The 17,562-nt window shown below is 52.3% G+C and carries 13 protein-coding genes, 1 tRNA gene and 1 pseudogene; 6 read left to right on the top strand and 9 right to left on the bottom strand.

Annotation, left to right across the window (positions count from 1 at the left end):
• The first annotated feature begins 15 nt into the window (after positions 1 to 15).
• Positions 16 to 3,051 (top strand): TonB-dependent receptor domain-containing protein, encoded by a 3,036-nt coding sequence (locus PQU98_RS02220; RefSeq protein WP_272743239.1) that lies wholly within the window; start codon positions 16 to 18, stop codon positions 3,049 to 3,051.
• Between the two features lie 90 nt (positions 3,052 to 3,141).
• Here PQU98_RS02220 and PQU98_RS02215 read toward each other — a convergent pair whose 3' ends face one another.
• The 3 genes from PQU98_RS02215 to trhO all read right to left on the bottom strand — a co-directional run bounded on the left by PQU98_RS02215 (position 3,142) and on the right by trhO (position 6,300).
• Positions 3,142 to 3,405 (bottom strand): hypothetical protein, encoded by a 264-nt coding sequence (locus PQU98_RS02215; protein ID WP_272743238.1) that lies wholly within the window; start codon positions 3,403 to 3,405, stop codon positions 3,142 to 3,144.
• Between the two features lie 109 nt (positions 3,406 to 3,514).
• Positions 3,515 to 5,290: a signal peptide peptidase SppA gene (gene sppA, locus PQU98_RS02210; protein ID WP_272743237.1), complete on the bottom strand. Its 1,776-nt coding sequence runs from the start codon at positions 5,288 to 5,290 to the stop codon at positions 3,515 to 3,517.
• A 137-nt stretch (positions 5,291 to 5,427) separates the two neighbouring features.
• A complete protein-coding gene (gene trhO / locus PQU98_RS02205) occupies positions 5,428 to 6,300 on the bottom strand; it encodes an oxygen-dependent tRNA uridine(34) hydroxylase TrhO (protein ID WP_272743236.1) in 873 nt (290 codons plus the stop codon).
• A 204-nt stretch (positions 6,301 to 6,504) separates the two neighbouring features.
• On the opposite strand from trhO, the gene PQU98_RS02200 reads away from it, so the two are divergent.
• A tRNA-Gln gene (locus tag PQU98_RS02200) sits at positions 6,505 to 6,578 on the top strand.
• Here the strand turns inward: PQU98_RS02200 and PQU98_RS02195 are convergent.
• Together PQU98_RS02195 and PQU98_RS16995 are read right to left on the bottom strand one after the other, a co-directional pair.
• The gene (locus PQU98_RS02195) at positions 6,564 to 7,019 is read right to left on the bottom strand and encodes a hypothetical protein (protein ID WP_272743235.1); all 456 of its coding nucleotides are present in this window, start codon (positions 7,017 to 7,019) and stop codon (positions 6,564 to 6,566) included. The genes PQU98_RS02200 and PQU98_RS02195 overlap by 15 nt on opposite strands.
• Positions 7,020 to 7,109: 90 nt before the next feature.
• Positions 7,110 to 7,232, bottom strand: a pseudogene (locus PQU98_RS16995) (recombinase zinc ribbon domain-containing protein); the annotation flags it as partial.
• Between the two features lie 94 nt (positions 7,233 to 7,326).
• On the opposite strand from PQU98_RS16995, the gene PQU98_RS02190 reads away from it, so the two are divergent.
• Entirely contained in the window at positions 7,327 to 7,917 is a 591-nt protein-coding gene (locus PQU98_RS02190) for a DUF1349 domain-containing protein (RefSeq protein WP_272743234.1), read from the top strand.
• A 726-nt stretch (positions 7,918 to 8,643) separates the two neighbouring features.
• Here PQU98_RS02190 and PQU98_RS02185 read toward each other — a convergent pair.
• Together PQU98_RS02185 and PQU98_RS02180 are read right to left on the bottom strand one after the other, a co-directional pair.
• The gene (locus PQU98_RS02185) at positions 8,644 to 9,198 is read right to left on the bottom strand and encodes a GNAT family N-acetyltransferase (RefSeq protein WP_272743233.1); all 555 of its coding nucleotides are present in this window, start codon (positions 9,196 to 9,198) and stop codon (positions 8,644 to 8,646) included.
• Positions 9,199 to 11,382 (bottom strand): S9 family peptidase, encoded by a 2,184-nt coding sequence (locus PQU98_RS02180; RefSeq protein ID WP_438263851.1) that lies wholly within the window; start codon positions 11,380 to 11,382, stop codon positions 9,199 to 9,201. It abuts the gene before it with no gap.
• 214 nt (positions 11,383 to 11,596) lie between these two features.
• Here PQU98_RS02180 and PQU98_RS02175 point away from each other — a divergent pair, with 214 nt between their 5' ends.
• Positions 11,597 to 12,505 (top strand): trypsin-like serine peptidase, encoded by a 909-nt coding sequence (locus tag PQU98_RS02175; RefSeq protein ID WP_272743231.1) that lies wholly within the window; start codon positions 11,597 to 11,599, stop codon positions 12,503 to 12,505.
• On the opposite strand, the gene PQU98_RS02170 is transcribed toward PQU98_RS02175, so the two are convergent.
• Positions 12,502 to 14,277 (bottom strand): acyl-CoA dehydrogenase family protein, encoded by a 1,776-nt coding sequence (locus PQU98_RS02170; RefSeq protein WP_272743230.1) that lies wholly within the window; start codon positions 14,275 to 14,277, stop codon positions 12,502 to 12,504. The two genes, PQU98_RS02175 and PQU98_RS02170, sit on opposite strands and share 4 nt — an antisense overlap.
• 169 nt (positions 14,278 to 14,446) lie before the next feature.
• On the opposite strand from PQU98_RS02170, the gene PQU98_RS02165 reads away from it, so the two are divergent.
• A complete protein-coding gene (locus PQU98_RS02165) occupies positions 14,447 to 15,727 on the top strand; it encodes a YceI family protein (protein ID WP_272743229.1) in 1,281 nt (426 codons plus the stop codon).
• A 39-nt stretch (positions 15,728 to 15,766) separates the two neighbouring features.
• Positions 15,767 to 16,684, top strand: coding sequence for an L-threonylcarbamoyladenylate synthase (locus PQU98_RS02160; protein WP_272743228.1), 918 nt, complete (start codon positions 15,767 to 15,769; stop codon positions 16,682 to 16,684).
• Between the two features lie 9 nt (positions 16,685 to 16,693).
• Here the strand turns inward: PQU98_RS02160 and yaaA are convergent, their stop codons facing one another.
• Positions 16,694 to 17,467 (bottom strand): peroxide stress protein YaaA, encoded by a 774-nt coding sequence (gene yaaA / locus PQU98_RS02155; protein WP_272743227.1) that lies wholly within the window; start codon positions 17,465 to 17,467, stop codon positions 16,694 to 16,696.
• Positions 17,468 to 17,562: the final 95 nt, after the last annotated feature.

Here is a 17,562-nt window from a genome sequence, read left to right as displayed (position 1 = left end):
ATCCGGAGACTAAGAGTGAAAAACAAATCTATCAAATCGGGCCTGATGGTCTCGACAACGATAAGCGGTGCGATATTAAGCCTTTTGGCTATGGGTAGCGTTGCTTATGCTCAGGATGCGGCTGCACCTGAGCCCGAAGCCCAAGAGGCAGAGGTAACTGAGGTTACCGTTGTCGGTTCGCGCATCCGTAAAGATACCTACAATTCGGCATCGCCCATTCAAGTCATCACCCGCAACGAAAGCACGATGGCAGGTTTGTCTTCGACCTCGGCTATCTTGCAAAGCACAGCCGTCACCGGCGGTGGTGCGCAGATCAACAATGCTTTCGGCGGTCTTGTCACCAACGGTGGGCCCGGTGCCAACACCGTCGGTTTGCGCGGCTTGGGCCCAGGCCGTACGCTGGTTCTGATCAACGGTCGTCGCGTGGCGCCGGCAGGTTCGCGTGGTTCGGTCGGTTCGGCTGACCTGAACGTTCTGCCTAATGCCCTCATCAATCGCGTTGATGTTCTGCGCGATGGTGCATCGGCGATCTACGGTTCGGATGCTATCGGTGGTGTTATCAACGTGGTCACGCGCAATGTTCAAGGCGTGTCACTCGAAGCCCAATACAACAAGCCTGTTGATGGCGGTGGTGAGCAATCACGTGTTGCCTTTATCGCGGGCAAGACTTGGGATCGTTTCTCGGCTCAAGGGTCGTTTGAATATTACGAATCCGAAGAGCTGAAATACGGTGATCGCGACTGGATGTCCTGTCAGACGGACGGTACGTTTAACAAGACGACCGGGGCTATCACCGACTATATTGATCCTCTGACCGGTAAGTCCAAGTGCTATACCATTACGAACCAGGGCAGCAACGCCGGTGTGACTATCAACACATTAGGTACACCTGGCTTTGCCGGTGTTCCGGCAACAGGCGCTCCAACGATTGCTACCTATAACCGCTGGCGTCCGAACTCTGCGGTATCTACCGGCCTGACCGGGTTTGAAGGTGTCAGCGGCGGCAGCCTGAACGTCCGTGATACGTTTGATCCGGACTTGCTGAACAACTCGCTGTTGTCGCCTGTGAAGGTTTACACCGGCTTCTTCCAGACCTCTTACGACCTGTCTGAATATTGGAACTCAGAATTCTACACCGAGGTCCTCGTCAACCGCCGTGTTTCTTCGCAAACCAACAACCGCCAGCTCAGCCTCGACTATGCTGTGGGTTCACCTCTGATCCCGGCCAATATTGCCGCGATCCCTGGTAACTTCCTGCCAGCCGGCGGTACGGTTCTGTTTGCGGGCCCAACCAAGGCGCGCGCGTTCATCGGCTACGGCAACTATGAGAGCCGTCAGGAAGTCGATTTCGCCAAATTTACGGCGGGCTTCAAAGGTGACTTCGCGCTTATGGATGGCTGGCGCTACGACGCGACCTTGCAATATTCAAAGTCTGATGCCTCTTACATGTTCGAGTCCTGGTTGACCGATCGTGTTGCGGCATCTTTGAATGTGGCTACCCCGGTTGCTGGCGTTCCGGCGCACCTCATTCGCCCAGGCGCGAATGGTGCACCCGTTACCTGCGCATCTAACAATGCCAACCCATCGGCCGCTTCGTGCGTACCCGCTCCGGTTCTGAATGCGAATACTATTGGTGGCATCCTGCCCGAAGACTGGAAAGCCTACACCTTCGTGCCGGTTGAAAGCAGAACCCTGTACGAAGAAACCACCTTTACGGCAGATATCAACGGTCCGCTGTTTACATTGCCTGCCGGTGATCTGATGGCCGCCTTCGGGGTTGAATACCGTAAAGCCTCGATCGACGATCAACCGAATGAAAACTCGGTTTCAGGCAACCTCTATAACCTGACTTCAGCCGCTCCGACGGTTGGTGAAGACAGCGTTATGGAAGCCTTTGTCGAATTCCAGATCCCTGTTTTGAAAGATCTGCCGTTCGCCAAGAACCTGTCACTTGAACTGGCTGGTCGTTACACGGACTACGATTCTTACGGCGATGATACCACCTACAAGGCCGGTATTATGTATCAGCCGTTCGATTTCCTGACCCTGCGCGCCAGCAAGGGCACGTCTTACCGCGCTCCGGCTCTGTTTGAGCAGTTCCTGGGTGGTACGACCAGCTTTGCTGCCAGCACGGGTGACCCCTGTAACAACTGGGATTCGCCGGGTGTAGATGCGAACCGCAGAGCTAACTGTCAGTCCCTCGGCCTGCCAGCCGGTTGGGGTGTGGGTAGCGGCAACAACCAGTCTATCCAGATCGTTCAGGCTGGTGGCGCATCGCAAGGTCTGGTTGCTGAAACCTCAGACAACCTGACGGTTGGTGCTATCCTGCAAGCTAACTTCCTGCCGGAAGATGTCTTTGGTAATCTGTCGCTTGCGGTCGATTACTTCGATATCGAGATCAATGACGGTGTTGCCCGTGCGGGTCAGACCTTCATTCTGAACCAGTGCTATAACTCGCCAAACTTCTCCAGCCCATACTGCGCGTACACAGCTCGTACGCCAGTCACCAATGCGCTGACAGTGTTTGATAGCTACACCAACGTTTCGGCTCAAACGGTTAAGGGGTACGACTATAACCTGCGTTGGAATCGTGATATCGGCAAGGTTGATGTTCTGGTGAACTTGGCGATCACCAAGTTCAACGAACAAGGCATCCAGCCGCGTCCGGGCGCTGCTCTGGTTGACTATAATGGCACGCTGAGCACTCCTGACTACACGGGTGAACTGACTGCCAACTTCACGTGGGATCAATGGCGTGTAACTTACGGCGTTGACTGGGTTGGTGAAATGCAGTCCTACGACCTGTATGGCATTAATCCGGCGACCAGCACGCTTTATCTGGAAACTCCGAACTACTTCCTGCACCGCGCTTCGGTTCAGTATAAGACGGACGACTGGACCGCGACCGTTGGTATGAGAAACATTGAGAACGAACTACCACCTTTCGTCTCTACTCATCCGCTGGTTAACCGCGTTGGTAACTCGCCGCTGTATTCCAGCTATGACTATAAAGGCCGCGAAGTGTTTGTGAGCTTCACAAAATCCTTCTAAGGCGACTTCTCTTAGAGAAATGAAAAGGCGGCAGTTTATCTGCCGCCTTTTTATATTAACCTCAGGGCTGGAAAATCAATGAGCCTTTAATCAACTGATCAGGCAATAACCTGTGATGACTCTACCATCCTGATAGCGAATGCTGCAGTTGTAGTGAAAGTCTCGACTGGCATGGCGTGGCGAGGCTTCAATTACAGCTTCGTTAAGGTCAGGATCGCTAACTGATACGATGTGCCCAGTGATTGTTCCGTCCGCCAGTTCTTCTGCCTTAATCTTAAAGGGGGCTGGTTCGGGAATATGTTTGAAGCCATCGGTCCAACCGTATCCATAAATGGGTTTAACAGCTCTGATCATGGCGTCACACCAAGCACCTTACGTATCGAGGCGGAATTCAGTCGCTAAACCGCTGCGCTGAGCTTACTCGTCTCACGTCGCGGTAGGGCTAGCTTAAGTTGGGGCGTGCTCAGCGCGTGGGCTCCAACGGCTCGGTAGCCAGAACATTGGCCCCTTGTGACCGCATACGGGCCTGAGACATCTCACGCATCACGGATTTGGCTTGAGGATCGCTCATGGCCCAGTTAATCAGCGACAGCGCCTGTAATCCACTATGGGCAGACTCGACACTGCTGTTGAGCATGGAAAACGGTGAGCGGCTTTGCGGATATTTCACCAGCTTGACCTGCTCATCATCGGCAATCTTGGCCAGCGACTTAGCCTTGGCCAGTGCCGTGTAAAATCCGCCCAGATCATCAACCAGGCCCAAAGCCTTGGCCTGTTCACCGGTCCAGACATGGCCTTTGGCGATTTCACGAACCTTGTCTTCTGGCAATTTACGACCCTTAGCCACGCGCAGAATGAATTCGTTATAGGTCTCGTCAATCTGCTTGGAGAAGCTGGCGCGTTGCTCAGGCGTGAACTCAGTGCCTGCATTATACATGGCACTTAAATCGCTGCCGACATGCACGCTATTCATATCCACGCCAAACCGACCGAGGGCATCACCAATCGCGAACTTGCCGCCGTAAACACCAATCGAGCCGGTGAGGGTGGTCGGGTTGGCAATAATGGCTGAGGCGTCCGACGATACCCAATAGCCGCCGGAGGCTGCATATTCGCCCATAGAGACAACAACCGGCTTATTGGCTTTTTTCGCCGCCTGAAGGGCCGCTAAAATCTGTTCCGAGGCTGTATCAGAACCACCGGGAGATGAGACGCGGAAGACAATAGCTTTGACATCTTTGTTGTTGATCGCTTCGAAAAAGGCCCCTGCGACATCGTCGGACATCATCATGGGCTCGCTGTTGAAGCTAGAGCCGCTGGTGCCGGTCATGATGGCGCCTTCGCCACCGATAACGGCAATCGTTGACTTGCCCGATGAGCGGGTAATGGTTTTGGCGTAGTCACGAATATCGACCAGTTCGATATGATTTCCGCCTTTTTTGAGAGCGGCCTGTTCGGCATCATGAACCTGACCGAGTTTGTCAATCAGGCCGGCTTTTTGAGCCGCCTCAGCACTGTACACACCGGTTTCCAACAGCGTTTTAAGCTTAGCCGCATCAACCTTGCGGTCGCTGGCGATATTGGCCAAAACGGAATTATAGATGCTGCCCATCCACGACAAAGTCGCTTCGCGGTGCGCAGGGGTATAATCGCTCTGAAGATATGGGTTCACCGCATTTTTGAATTCATAGCGCTGTTCAAACTGAGGGCTAATTCCATATTTTTCAAAAGCGCGTTTGAAGAACATGCTCTCAGACGCAATGCCGGTGACCTGCAATGAGGCGTTCGGCTGCATCCACAATTCGGATGCCGAGGTGCCGACCATGTAAGACGCGGCAACCAGTGTATCCGGGTAAAGCCCCTGAGAATGAGCGATTACGGTTTTATTGGCGGCGCGGAATTCGCGCACAGCGCGTCTGATTTCTTCGGCCGCTGCGGGGGACATTCCGCCTTCGGGCAGGCGGATAAGCAGGGATTTCACTTTTGGGTCGCTTGACGCGTTATGCAGCGTCGTGACGATATCCATCGTAGATAATCCGTCTCCGATCAGGAAGGCAAACGGGTCATCCAGAGTCTGGTCGGTAAGGCCTTCACGCAGGTCAATGCTTAAGGCGACTTCGGCCGGCGATTGCGGCTTACTTGATGCGGCGATCGTAACCAGCAGCAAGAATGGCAGACCGATAAAAAACAGTACAAAAGCGGTTACAACGGCGGCTACCGTGATTAAAAACTGTTTCATGCGAAGGTCTTGATCCTGCTTATGGTTATGCCCGCCCCACACGGACATATATGCCGACAATAGCCGGTTATAAGATCAGGTCAAATGAAGACACCGTAATAATTGATTTGCTGTCACTTCCGGGCAGTTTTAGTCGGCTAAAATTTCGTACGTCCACGATGGATTTGCGTAGATGGCCGGTCGTGCTGATAAGCCGGGTCACCATGACAATGAGGACACGATACGCCTTTGACGTAATGTGGATGGGCCTGATCTTCAGCAGTGAGGGCATGATCGCAATAAAGGCAAAGCGCGGCTGACTGAGACGGTTTTAAATTGTGATCGACCGCGATCCGCTCATCAAAGACAAAGCACTCGCCATCCCATAAGGTTTCCGCGGCCGGAACATCCTCAAAATACTGCAATATGCCGCCTTTAAGGTGATAGACATCGTCAAAACCGTTATCGATCATCCAGGATGTGAACTTCTCGCAGCGGATGCCGCCTGTGCAGAAGGTCGCGATTTTCTTGCCTTTGAGGCTGTCGGCGTTGTCGCGAACCCATTGCGGCAGGAATTTGAATGTCGGTATAGCCGGGTCTACGGCGCCTTTGAAGGTGCCAAGATTGACCTCATAGTCATTGCGCGTATCCAAAATGACGACATCATTACTGCGGATAAGATTATTCCAGTCTTTTGGTTCGACATATTGCCCGAACCGTTTCATCGATACGGGCTCCCCCAGTGAAATAGTTTCTTTTTTCAGGCGCACTCGCGCTTTGCCAAAGGGCTGAAACTCAGCGTAAGATTCTTTATAGGTGATCTTTGCGCCGATCAGGTCGTTTTGGAGGTAATCCAGAAACGTGTCTATTGCATCACGTGTCCCGGATATAGTCGAATTGACCCCCTCGCGCGTGATCAACAGAGAACCCTTGATACCAAGAGTTTGCAGCCGCTCCAGCAAGGGCGCTTGCATAGCCTCAAAGTTTGGGAAATCGAAAAAATGATAAAAAGCGACGATAACATATGACATGCCGCCCCATAGCACAGGCGGCTTTGCGCGAAAAGAGGCGAGGAGAAAGTGCTGATGTTAAACAAGCTTGGGGAAAACTGTTCAGAACCCTCAAGAAAAATTCAGCCTAGGGATTGCAACTCGTAAAGGCTTGCGCTATTTCCAGCCCCTCTTCGGATGAAATGCGAAGAGACCAGCCGGTTTTACAATAAACCGTAGCCGCGTTGGGGAATGGTGTAATGGTAACACTCCGGTTTTTGGTACCGTCATTCTAGGTTCGAGTCCTAGTTCCCCAGCCAATTTTCTTTTCCTGCATCATCATACCCATCCGCCCCTTGGGGCTTCGACGATTTGGCAGCTGTTTCTTCCAGCATATCAAATGGTTGTCGAAAATTTGCGGTTAATTGGCCATTCTGCCAAATGCAGTTCTGGAGCACGAAATTTAGCAGCTTTCTTTGGGCCGTACCGCGTTGGGTTTCGAAGATTTTGTGAGCATTGCGGGCGATGACGAGTAGGGCGACACCCTCGTCCATGTAGGTTTCGCTCGCTTCCTGGCAACGAACTAGCTCATCTTCGCATCGACGAACTTCTTCTTTCCATTGCCTCGATATACGGTCGTAAAGCTCTTCGCTTACTTTTCCGTCCAGTTTGTCCTCGTAGACCGCTTGCAGCCGATGATTCAGGCGATCCACCTCGCTTCGAAGACGTTTGAGCGCGTCACTATGTTCACGGCGTTCCACGGCGAGGCTGCTCTTTAAGGCACGAACGATCAGGTTATACGTCGTGTCGTCAAAGCGTAGCTTTAAAAGCAAACTGGCGAATTGACCGGCAATGACCTCCTCCCGCGCGTATTTCTCGGGGCAGCGACCCTTATTGGCCGTACAGTGATAATAGATATATCTGCCCTTTTTTATTTCAGCCGTAAGTGCGCAGCCGCAATGGCCGCAGCTGATTAGCTATCTGAACCGGCTTGTGATGCTTCGCGAGATGGGGCCGAGATTGGGACGGAGCCGGTCGGAGCCAAGGTTTGCCGCACGCATTTTCAACATGGCGTATCCCGGGTCCGGGCAGACGGGCACGCCTGACGATTTGAATGCTGAACGCGAATACAAGGCTCTGCCACAGCACATGAATACGGTTGCTGGCAACGAGATACTGGTACTGGATGCGGTGAAAAGGTATGCCGCGCCCGTATTGTTGTCTGAAATCGATAATGCGAAACCCTTTACCCTCGTGGCGAAGGTAAAGGCACAATTCCCGGCGACTTACGATGCTGGGACGTTGTATATCTGGGCCAAAGACGATTTGTGGCTAAAGCTTGAAGTGGAGCGTGATGAGCGCGCGAAGATTCGGGTCGTGAGTGTCCGCACTGAGGGCACCTCCGATGACAACAATCACGATGTTGTCGGTGAGGAGGCCGTGTATCTGAAGATATCTTCGGATACTAAAACGGTGGGCTTTTATTACTCAAAGGACCAGAAGAGCTGGCAAATGGTGCGCCTGTTTAAAAATGGTTATCCGCAAGAACTCTGGATTGGGGTTAGCGCCCAATCACCAATGGGTGAGGGAACAGAGGCCACCTTCGAAGGTCTATCTCTGAGCCAAGAGAGCATTGAGGATTTCCGTCTCGGGCAGTGAAAACTGCCTCTTACGCCTTGATGCCGTGGAAAATGTCGGTGCATTAAACTAGCCATCTGCCGCAGCAATCGGGAGATGGCTATCTTCTCCATTTCGTGTGCTGAGGATTCACAGTGTCTTGCTGTGACTACGCGGTCCAAACGGTGCCAGAGATGAGTTTCTCCTGGCGGCCACCGACCAAAACCTGAGGAAATTGGCAAAGGTAGTGCCGGTAAAGCAGCCTAAGCTGGTCTGAGGAGAGGCGTATCCCGCCGCTGAGTTTCTGCTCCACGCCCCAAATTTAGCGTTAAACCGACCTTTTCAACGATATCGGCGGTTATCGCCTCCATTATGCAGGTGACCGCGCCCTGCCGCCTGTTAACGTTTCTGAAGCTACGTTGGGTAGGCGGCAGGGGCAGTTTAGGTTATATTCGAATTTGCAAGAATTCGGGTTCTTGGCGCGTAGTTGAATTTATTCGTTAAGTGATCGTATCGCATGAATTTTTATTGCTTCACGGACATGTTTAATTATGAAGAGTTATGGTGCAGTATTGTGTTGTTCTCCATCCGTAGTCATCGCGTTTTGCTGCCGACAACTTTTCCATTAACTCTATATCTGGTGTGAATAGTAAAGTTCTATACTTTGACGCAAAGGCCAGCCACGCTCGATTTTCTCCATATTTTTCAAAAATATTAAAAAATAGCCTATTGTGGGGCGTAGTCGATACATAAGGCGCGGCCTTACTCTTAACTGGATTTCCAGCCATTGCCGATCGGAGGGGTGTCCAGAGGCCGTAATGTACGGCACATAAAGACTACGTCCAACCATCGTCCTAATTTGTAGCCGGCATTAGGCAAACGCCCGGTTTCGTCAAAACCTAACGCTTTGTGCACATTAATCGATGCCGCATTTTTACCGTCACCGATTACGGCAATCATCATGTAGTAACCCAGATCCGTGGTTTCCCTAATCAGATCAGATAGAAGCAATTTGCCAATGCCTTTGCCCTGATGATCGGGGTGGATGTAGATACTGTCTTCGATACCGTAGCGGTAACCAGGGCGAGTGCGAAACGGAGAGGCATAGGCATAGCCCAATACCTCCCCGTTATCGACAGCGACCAGGTACGGTAATTCCATCTGACGGATTTCATGCCAGCGCGACATCATTTCCTGGGGTGTCGCAGGCTCAAGCGCAAACGTACCTGTGCCATGCAAGCAGTTATGGCCATATATTTCCGTAATGGCGGAGAAGTCCGCAAAGGTAGCTTTGCGGACTATGATTGATCCTGTGTCAGACATTTAGGCTTTTAGATATCCCTTATCGATGGCCCAGATGGCAAAGGCGTAATCGAACGCGATTTCCTTCAGGAAGTCAAAGCGGCCCGAAGCGCCGCCGTGACCGGCTTCCATATTGATTTTCAGCAGCATAGGCGCATCGGATGTGTTGTATTCGCGCAGAGCCGAAATCCACTTCATCGGCTCCCAGTAGGTGACGCGCGGATCGCTCAGGCCGCCGGTAGCCAGCACAGGTGGGTAGGCTTTGGCAGTAATGTTGTCATAGGGACTGTAAGTCGCAATGTAGTCATAGGCCGCTTTGTCTTCGATCGGATTACCCCATTCTGGCCATTCGGGTGGGGTTAGCGGCAAAGAGGTGTCGCTCATGGTGTTGAGCACATCGACAAACGGTACGGCCCCGATCACACCGGCCCACAGATCAGGGCGCATGTTGGTAACAGCCCCCATCAACAGCCCACCGGCTGAACCACCGTAGGCGACGATCTGGCCTTTGGAACCATAACCGTTAGCCGTCAGATGCTCCGCACAGGCAATGAAGTCGGTGAAGGTGTTCTTTTTTTTGAACTTACGGCCATCCATGAACCAGCCACGGCCTTTTTCCGATCCGCCGCGTATATGGGCCGTCGCCCAGATCCATCCGCGATTGACCAGGCTCAGATTGCGGATCGAAAAGCTGGGTTCCATCGGAATGCCGTAGGAGCCGTAGCCGTAAAGCAGCATGGGGGCCTTGCCATCCAAAGCAACGCCTTTTTTCATCAAAACGGTGATCGGCACCTCAACGCCGTCCGGTGCCTTGGCGTACAGCCGTTTGGCGACATAATCAGCCGGATTGTGGCCGGACGGAATGACCTGCGTCTTGCGCAGACTTTTCTGACGGCTTTCCATATCATAGTCGTAGGTCTGCGCGGGCGTTGTGGGTGAAGTATAGGTGTAGCGCATCACCGTTGTGTCATACTCTAACGAGCCGCCCATGCCGAGGGCGAAGGCTTCTTCGTTGACGGCGATGGTGTGTTCGCTGAGATCGGCTTTTTTGGTGACCACAATGCGGGAATTGGCATTTTCACGCTCAACCCGCACCATGTGGCCTTTATAGAGCCCTAAGCCAGTTATATAGGTTCCAGGACGGTGGGCGATCCACGGCTTCCAACTTGACTTGGATGGAAGCGCCGCGGTCGATGTCATCACTTTAAAATCAACTGCATCATCAGCATTCGTAAGGATGACAAAACGGTCATCCCAGTGATCAACATCATACATGACGCCGGTTTGCCGCGGTTCAACACAAACCGGTGCTTTGGTCGGATCAGAGGCCGGTATGAGCCACGTTTCGGACGTTTCCTGATTGCCAATGCTGATGACAATGTACTTATCGGACGAGAGCGTACCCACGCCAATGAAAAAGCCGGGGTCTTTTTCTTCATAAATCAGAACATCTTCACCGCCTTTGGCAGGGCGGCGGAAAATTTTTGACGGGCGACCATTGTCGTCACGGAATGTCCAGAAAAGATATTGCGAATCCGGTGAAAACACAAAATCACCCGTAGCACTTTCGACCGGTGTGCCCTGGCGCTGGCCGGTGGTTAAATCCTTGACATGGATTTTATAGACCTCAGACCCTTGCGTATCCTCGGACCAGGCGTAAAGCTTATGGTCGGGGCTATGAGTCGTCGTACCGGTAGAGTAGTAGTCCGTGCCCTTTGCGGCGGCATCTTCATCCAGCAGAATTTGCTCATCCGAAGGTACAGCCGCAAACGGGATGATTTCTTTGCTGATCTTGTCTTTGCCGCGCGGTTTACGGGCATTGATCGGGTGTTGAGCGCCCTTATTATAGCGGACATAATATTCCCAGGCCCCGTCTGCGGCAGGCACCGACGAATCGTCTTCCTTGATGCGCCTCTTCATCTCTTCGAACAAAGTCGCCTGCAAATCTTCGGTGGCTTTAAGCATATCCTTGGAATAGGCGTTTTCGAGAATGAGGTGCTCTTTGACCTCGGCCTTGATCAGATCGGGATCGCGCAGGACTTCCTGCCAGCGATCATCCTTCATCCAGTTGTAGTTATCGACGCGGGTGTAGCCCAGTTGCTCGATCTTGTGCGGGATCTTTTTAGCTTTTGGGGCTGTGAGTTTAGACATATGACTTCCTGATGCGGATAGGGCGGGTGTGACACCAAAACCAGAGTTGACCATAAATCCAACACTTATGCTGCTTACAAGCAGGTTTCTGCGATTTATGCGGCTTTTCATGTGATTACACCTTTGACAGATTACCCGGTGAACGGGGAAGATAGTGGGGCGGGAATGGTTTATCTTTGTAATGAGATTGCGACGGTTCTTAACTGCCCGTCAAATGACGGTTTGGTAAGATTCACTGTCGGCCATTTTTTTCGAGGGCATAAGGTTTATGGACGCTGATTTAACACTGGAACTGATCAAAGCGACGGTGCAAATCGATCAGCCTCTGGCCGATGGTAAGCGCATGGTAGGTACCGGCTTCCTGGTATCAGTGCCGCGCGGGTATAATTCTTCCAGCAACCCGCCTGAGATCGTACTGGTAACGGCTGCTCATGTGTTTGAAAAAATGCCCTCAAATGACGTTCGGATCGGGTGGCGTTTTGAAGGGGCTACGGGTAAGTGGCAGTATGGTCCGTCAAAGCTAACTATCCGTTCAGACCGCGGGCCTTTGTGGGTGCAGCACGGCAAAGAAGATGTTGCCGTTATTCCGGTAGAAGTGCCAGCGGCTTACAAAGATAATGTTGTCCCAATCGCCTGGCTGGCGGACGAAAAGACGTTTAGTGATTACCGTATCGGACCGGGCGATGAGATGATGACGCTCGGCTATCCGCATGGATTGTCGGCTAATCCGGCGGGTTTTCCTATTTTGCGAGCGGGGCGCGTGGCGTCTTACCCCTTAACTCCAAGTACGAATTACCCAACCTTTCTTATTGATTTAACAGCTATTCCTGGCAATTCCGGCGGGCCTGTCTTCATGACCGATCGCACAATCCGCCGTCCGGGGACAGAGCAGCCGTCGCTTACCTTTATTGCAGGTATTCTGACCAAGCAGGTTGAGCAGGACAATCGCCGGCTTGAGCTTGGCTTGGTGACGCATGCGGTTTTTGTGCGCTCCACGATTGATAAGCTGCTGAAATCTCAGGACGAGGAAGCTTTGCGGCAAAAGCTTGTGGTGCGGCCGGTTTCATCTGGCCCGCCTAAGACGCCCGATAATTCGACAGGTGACATTGTGCCAGACCCTACGCGACCCACCAATAGCGGTGCCAAACCCTCAGCGGTTAAGACGATCAAACCCTAATCAGGATAAATGGCTGCTGCCGTTAAGGCTTCGAGTGGGGCGACGGTCATTTTAATGGCCGACAGATGAGCGGAGGCTGCACTTAAAATCTGCGTGCTGTATATTTCATAAAGGGCGATTTTGGACCTCAGCCATTCACGATCTTCATCGCCTTGATCCAGACGTTCCTGTGCTGCTAATGCGCCTTTCGCCAAAAGCCAGCCACCGATGAGGTCGCCACATAAGCTCAGGTACCGGCTGGCGGCTGTGGCCACAGTAGCCGGATTTTGCACTTTTTGCTGAATGAGCCAGTTTGTGGCTTCATCAAATGTCTGAAGCGCATCTATCAAACCAGATAACGTAATTACATTCTTAGTTTCAGTATCTTTTATGAACAATCTAATGTCTTCGCTTAGCTCTCTTGCTGCAAGTCCGTTATCCTGTGATAACTTTCGCCCGACCAAATCGGCAGCTTGAATGCCATTGGTGCCCTCATAAATGGGGGCTATGCGGGCATCACGGTAATGCTGGGCGGCGCCGGTTTCTTCAATATATCCCATGCCGCCGTGAACCTGAACGCCGGCAGATGCCACGTCACATCCGACCTGTGTTGCCCATGCCTTGGCTATCGGCACAAATAAATCCTCACGGCGTCGGGCGCGGTCGCGTACAGACTCTCTGCCTTTACGGGCCTGATCATAGGCCTTTGCTGTGGCGAGACAAAGCGCACGCGCCGCATCAATTTTCGCCTTGCACAAAGCCAGGGTCAACCTGACATCCGGATGGTCATAAATGGCTGCGTTCCCTTGACCGGTGAGTGCTGAGCGTCCCTGACGGCGCTCAATGGCGTAAAGGTGGGCCTGTTGCCAGGCGCGGTCAGCAATGCCGACCCCCTGTGTGCCAACGGCTAAGCGAGCGGCATTCATCATGACAAACATGGCCGCAAGGCCTTCATTGGGCGGGCCGACCATTTCAGCGACTGCGCCTTCAAACGCCATAACACAGGTGGGTGAGGCGTGGATGCCCATCTTGTGCTCAAGGCCAACGGCTCTGACCGAATTACGGTCGCCCAACTTTCCGTCATCATCAATCTGATATTTGGGACATAAGAACAGGGAGATGCCTTTGGTGCCCACAGGCGCATCCGGCAGTCGCGCCAGCACCAGATGCAGGATATTCTCGCGGGCTTCATGATCACCCCAGGTAATGAAGATCTTTTGACCCGTCAGTTGGTACAAACCATTTCCAATGGGTTGTGCCACCGTCGTCAGGGTTGATAAGTCTGATCCTGATTGCGGTTCCGTTAGGTTCATCGTGCCTGACCATTCCCCACTGATCAGCCTTGGCAGATAGATTGTTTTTTGACGCTCCGACCCATATGCGCTCAGGGCCTCTATAGCGCCTAAGGTGAGCGTCGGGTTCAGTGTGAAGGCCATATTGGCCGAATTGAACATTTCAAAGCAGGCCTGCTCAAGGGTTTTGGGCAGTCCCTGGCCGCCGTGCATGGGATCGGCAGCCAGGCTGTTCCAGCCACCCTCGGCATAGGCGGAAATAGCTTCACCAAAGCCATCCGCAATTAAAACCTGTCCGTTTTCCAACCTTGCACCCTGATGATCGCCCACCACATTGATCGGGGCTATAACATCACGTGCCATATCTCCGGCAGCATCAAGCACGGCTGATAAAATATCGCCGTCAAAATCAGGATAGCCTTCGGTCAGGTAGAAATCGTCTATATCCACAATATGTTGCAGGCAAAAGTTTATGTCTTTTGTGCTCGGCCGAAAGGTCATGTCGGTTTCCTCATCCTGTTGTTGGGGCAAGTATGATCCGGTTCGCAAAAAGATCAAGAAAAGTTTACGTTCGCGTCATCTTGATATGTAACTACAAATATTACATATTTTGTCTTGATTTATCCATATTCGTTGTCAATATGGACGTATCACGACCTTTGAGGGCACCATGTCAGTTGAAACCTATAATCGCTATAGCCGTTGGCTGCATTGGCTGATCGCCGGTCTGATAATCTTCATGATAGTTCTGGGTTGGCGCTTGGAAGACGAGGACGCAGGGCGTTTTGCGCGCTTTCAACTGCATAAATCTATTGGCATAACCATTCTTATTCTGAGCTTTATCCGTCTCGGACTTCGCTTGGCCTATAAGGCACCACCTGAAGTCGAAGGGCCCAAATGGCAGATGGCGGCCGCAAAAGCCGTCCACTGGGGTTTTTACGTAGCTATGATTGGTTTGCCACTCACGGGGTGGGCGATGGTGTCGGCCAGCCCGATGGCGATCAAGACTGTGCTTTATGGCATTATACCGTGGCCGCACTTGCCGGTGCCAGCGTCTGAACAGACTCACGATGCCTGGGTGGTTGCGCATGGTCTGTTAGCCAAGCTGATTACCTATGTGCTGATACCTCTGCATGTCGGCGCCGCGCTCAAGCACCATGTTATTGACAAAGATAATACTATAACCCGCATGGTGCCGGGACTTACGCCTGTGCCGCTGCTGAACTGGCGGTGGATTGTGCCTGTGGTGACGGTTGTCGCTGCGGTCGTTGCAGGGGCGTTGGTTTTCAGAGGCGAAAAGGCAACTAAAACGACCTTAACGCCTGCGGCGCCAATGGCTCAGGAAGCGGCTGTTTCTGAAAGCGAGATTAGCGCGGTTGCGGTCTCAGAAGCGACTTTGCCGTCAGCCTCAGCCGCATCGACTCAAACGACAATGGCTGTGCCCACATGGACTGTGAACAAGTCCGCCAGCCGTTTAAATTTTGTGACCGCATTTCAGGGGGCAGATATAAACGGTCGCTTCAGCGACTATAAAGCCGATATCCGTTTTGATCCTGAGTCGCTTGACCGGTCTTCGATACGCGTAGTGATCAATCTGGCGTCCGTCAGCACTGATGATGCTGAGCGCGATAATACTCTGAAAAGTGAGTCGTTTTTCAATATCGCCGCCCACCCCAAAGCGACGTTTGAAGCGAAATCATTTGCCAAAACTGGTGATGATAAATTTATCGCCAAAGGCAGGCTTACCCTGAATGGTCAAACCAAACCCTTTGATCTGCCATTTACGCTCAAAATTACCGAGATCAATGCTTCGAGAACCGCCAATGTGACAGCCAGGGTCGAACTTGATCGGTTGGATTTCGGGGTTGGCTCTGGTGACTGGGCATCAACCGATCAGATTCCAGCGAAGGTTAAACTTGATTTTACTATTCGCGCTACGGCTTTAAAATAAGCACAAGTCAGGCACCTTACTTTGTGTTATGGGCGCGATATGACAACTGTTGATGATGCCGTGGCCGCGCTTAGGGCCAGCAATCTGATATTTCTGCCGACGGAAACGGTTTATGGTTTAGGGGCCAGGGCCTGTGATTCTGCGGCTGTGGCCAAGGTATTTGCAGCCAAAGGCCGCCCTCAGTTTAATCCATTGATTGTGCATGTTGCTAGTGCGGCCTTGGCTGAACACATCGCGCACTTTGATGATCGCGCACGGGTTTTGGCCAGCGCATTCTGGCCCGGTCCCTTGACCTTGGTACTGCCGATCAAAGATGCCCGTCTGGTCTGTGATCTGGCACGGGCAGGTCTTGACAGTGTGGCCTTGAGAGTGCCGGCGCACCCGGTCGCCCTTGAAATTCTTAATGGTTTTGGTGAGGGCGTAGTCGCTCCGTCAGCAAATCGCTCCGGCAGGCCCAGTCCGACGCGATTATCAGATGCTGTAGAAGAGACGGGCGCATTTGTTGCCGCGTCTATTGACGGTGGCGATTGTCAGATTGGACTGGAATCTACGGTCGTTAGTCTGAGGGATGACGCGCGTTATCTGAGGGCCGGGGCTGTTACGCGCGCAGACATCGAGGCACTGATCGGGCCTTTAAAAGGCGATGATCACGACGGACATCGCTCCCCAGGCCGGTTGGCAGTACATTATGCGCCGGATGCTAAGGTTGAAATCAATGTGGTGAAGCCTGATGAAGGATGCGCGTATCTGGCGTTTGGACCTACGGATTACGCAGGCCCGATTTTTCAGCTCAGTGCTTCACGGAACACATCAGAAGCTGCCGCTAACCTATTTACTTATTTAAGAAAAGCTGATCGTTTAAAGCCGCGAAAAATCTGTGTGGCCCCTATACCGTCCGAAGGGCTGGGGGAGGCCATAAATGATCGCCTTAAGCGGGCAGCCGGTTATGTCGGCTAAGGGTTAGAGCTAAGATTTCAGTGGTGGCTGCGGCCGTGAAAAGACCCATTCGCTGTTCGTCGATGACTCAGGCTTAAAACTATAGCCATCGATATCAAAGGCTTTGGCCTCTTCTATATTTTCGATACGGTTGTCGATGATATAACGTGCCATGAGGCCACGCGCCCGTTTGGCAAAGAAGGATACAATCCGCGCCTTACCATCTTTTTCATCGAGAAAACGGGTATTTATCACTTTGAGTTTAAGCGATTTGGTAAGTGCTGACCTGGCGTACTCATGGCTTGCCAAATTGAGAATCGTGTCGGTTTTGACAGCTTTGGCGTCCTTTGAAAGACTTAGCGCAATATCGTCGCCCCAAAATGCGTAAAGCGATTTGCCTTTGCCGGTAGGCAGGGCTGTGCCCATCTCAAGACGATATGGGCGCATCTGATCCAGCGGGCGCAAAGCACCATACAGGCCGGATAAAATGCGTAACCTGTCCTGCGCCCAAAGAAGGGCATTTTCATCCATCTCGCGTGCCTTAAGGCCATCATATACGTCGCCGTCAAAGATCATGGCGGCAGGTAAAACCTCCTGACGGCTAAATCGCTGATAGCGGCGATAATTCAGTTCCGCCAGATCATCGGATATGTCCATTAACCCGCGCAGATCAGCCGGGCTTTTGGTTTTCATGACTTCTAACAAGGCTTTGGTATGGGGGGTAAATCTTGGGGCCGTCGGTTTGATCCAATCGGCTACCGGATCTGTGTTCAGTGATTTGGCTGGGGATAACAGTATGAGCATGAACACTTTTTATACTGATTTGCTTTAGGTCGTCACCCGTAGTTTTGCGTATCCTTATCCTTTTTAGACGTGTTCAGAATGTCTTGCAGATAAGG

Source organism: Asticcacaulis machinosus (assembly GCF_028550435.1).
GTDB classification, from domain to species: Bacteria; Pseudomonadota; Alphaproteobacteria; order Caulobacterales; family Caulobacteraceae; genus Asticcacaulis; species Asticcacaulis machinosus.
Note: the sequence above shows the minus strand (reverse complement) of the source record. Positions and strands in the feature narration are given on the sequence as shown.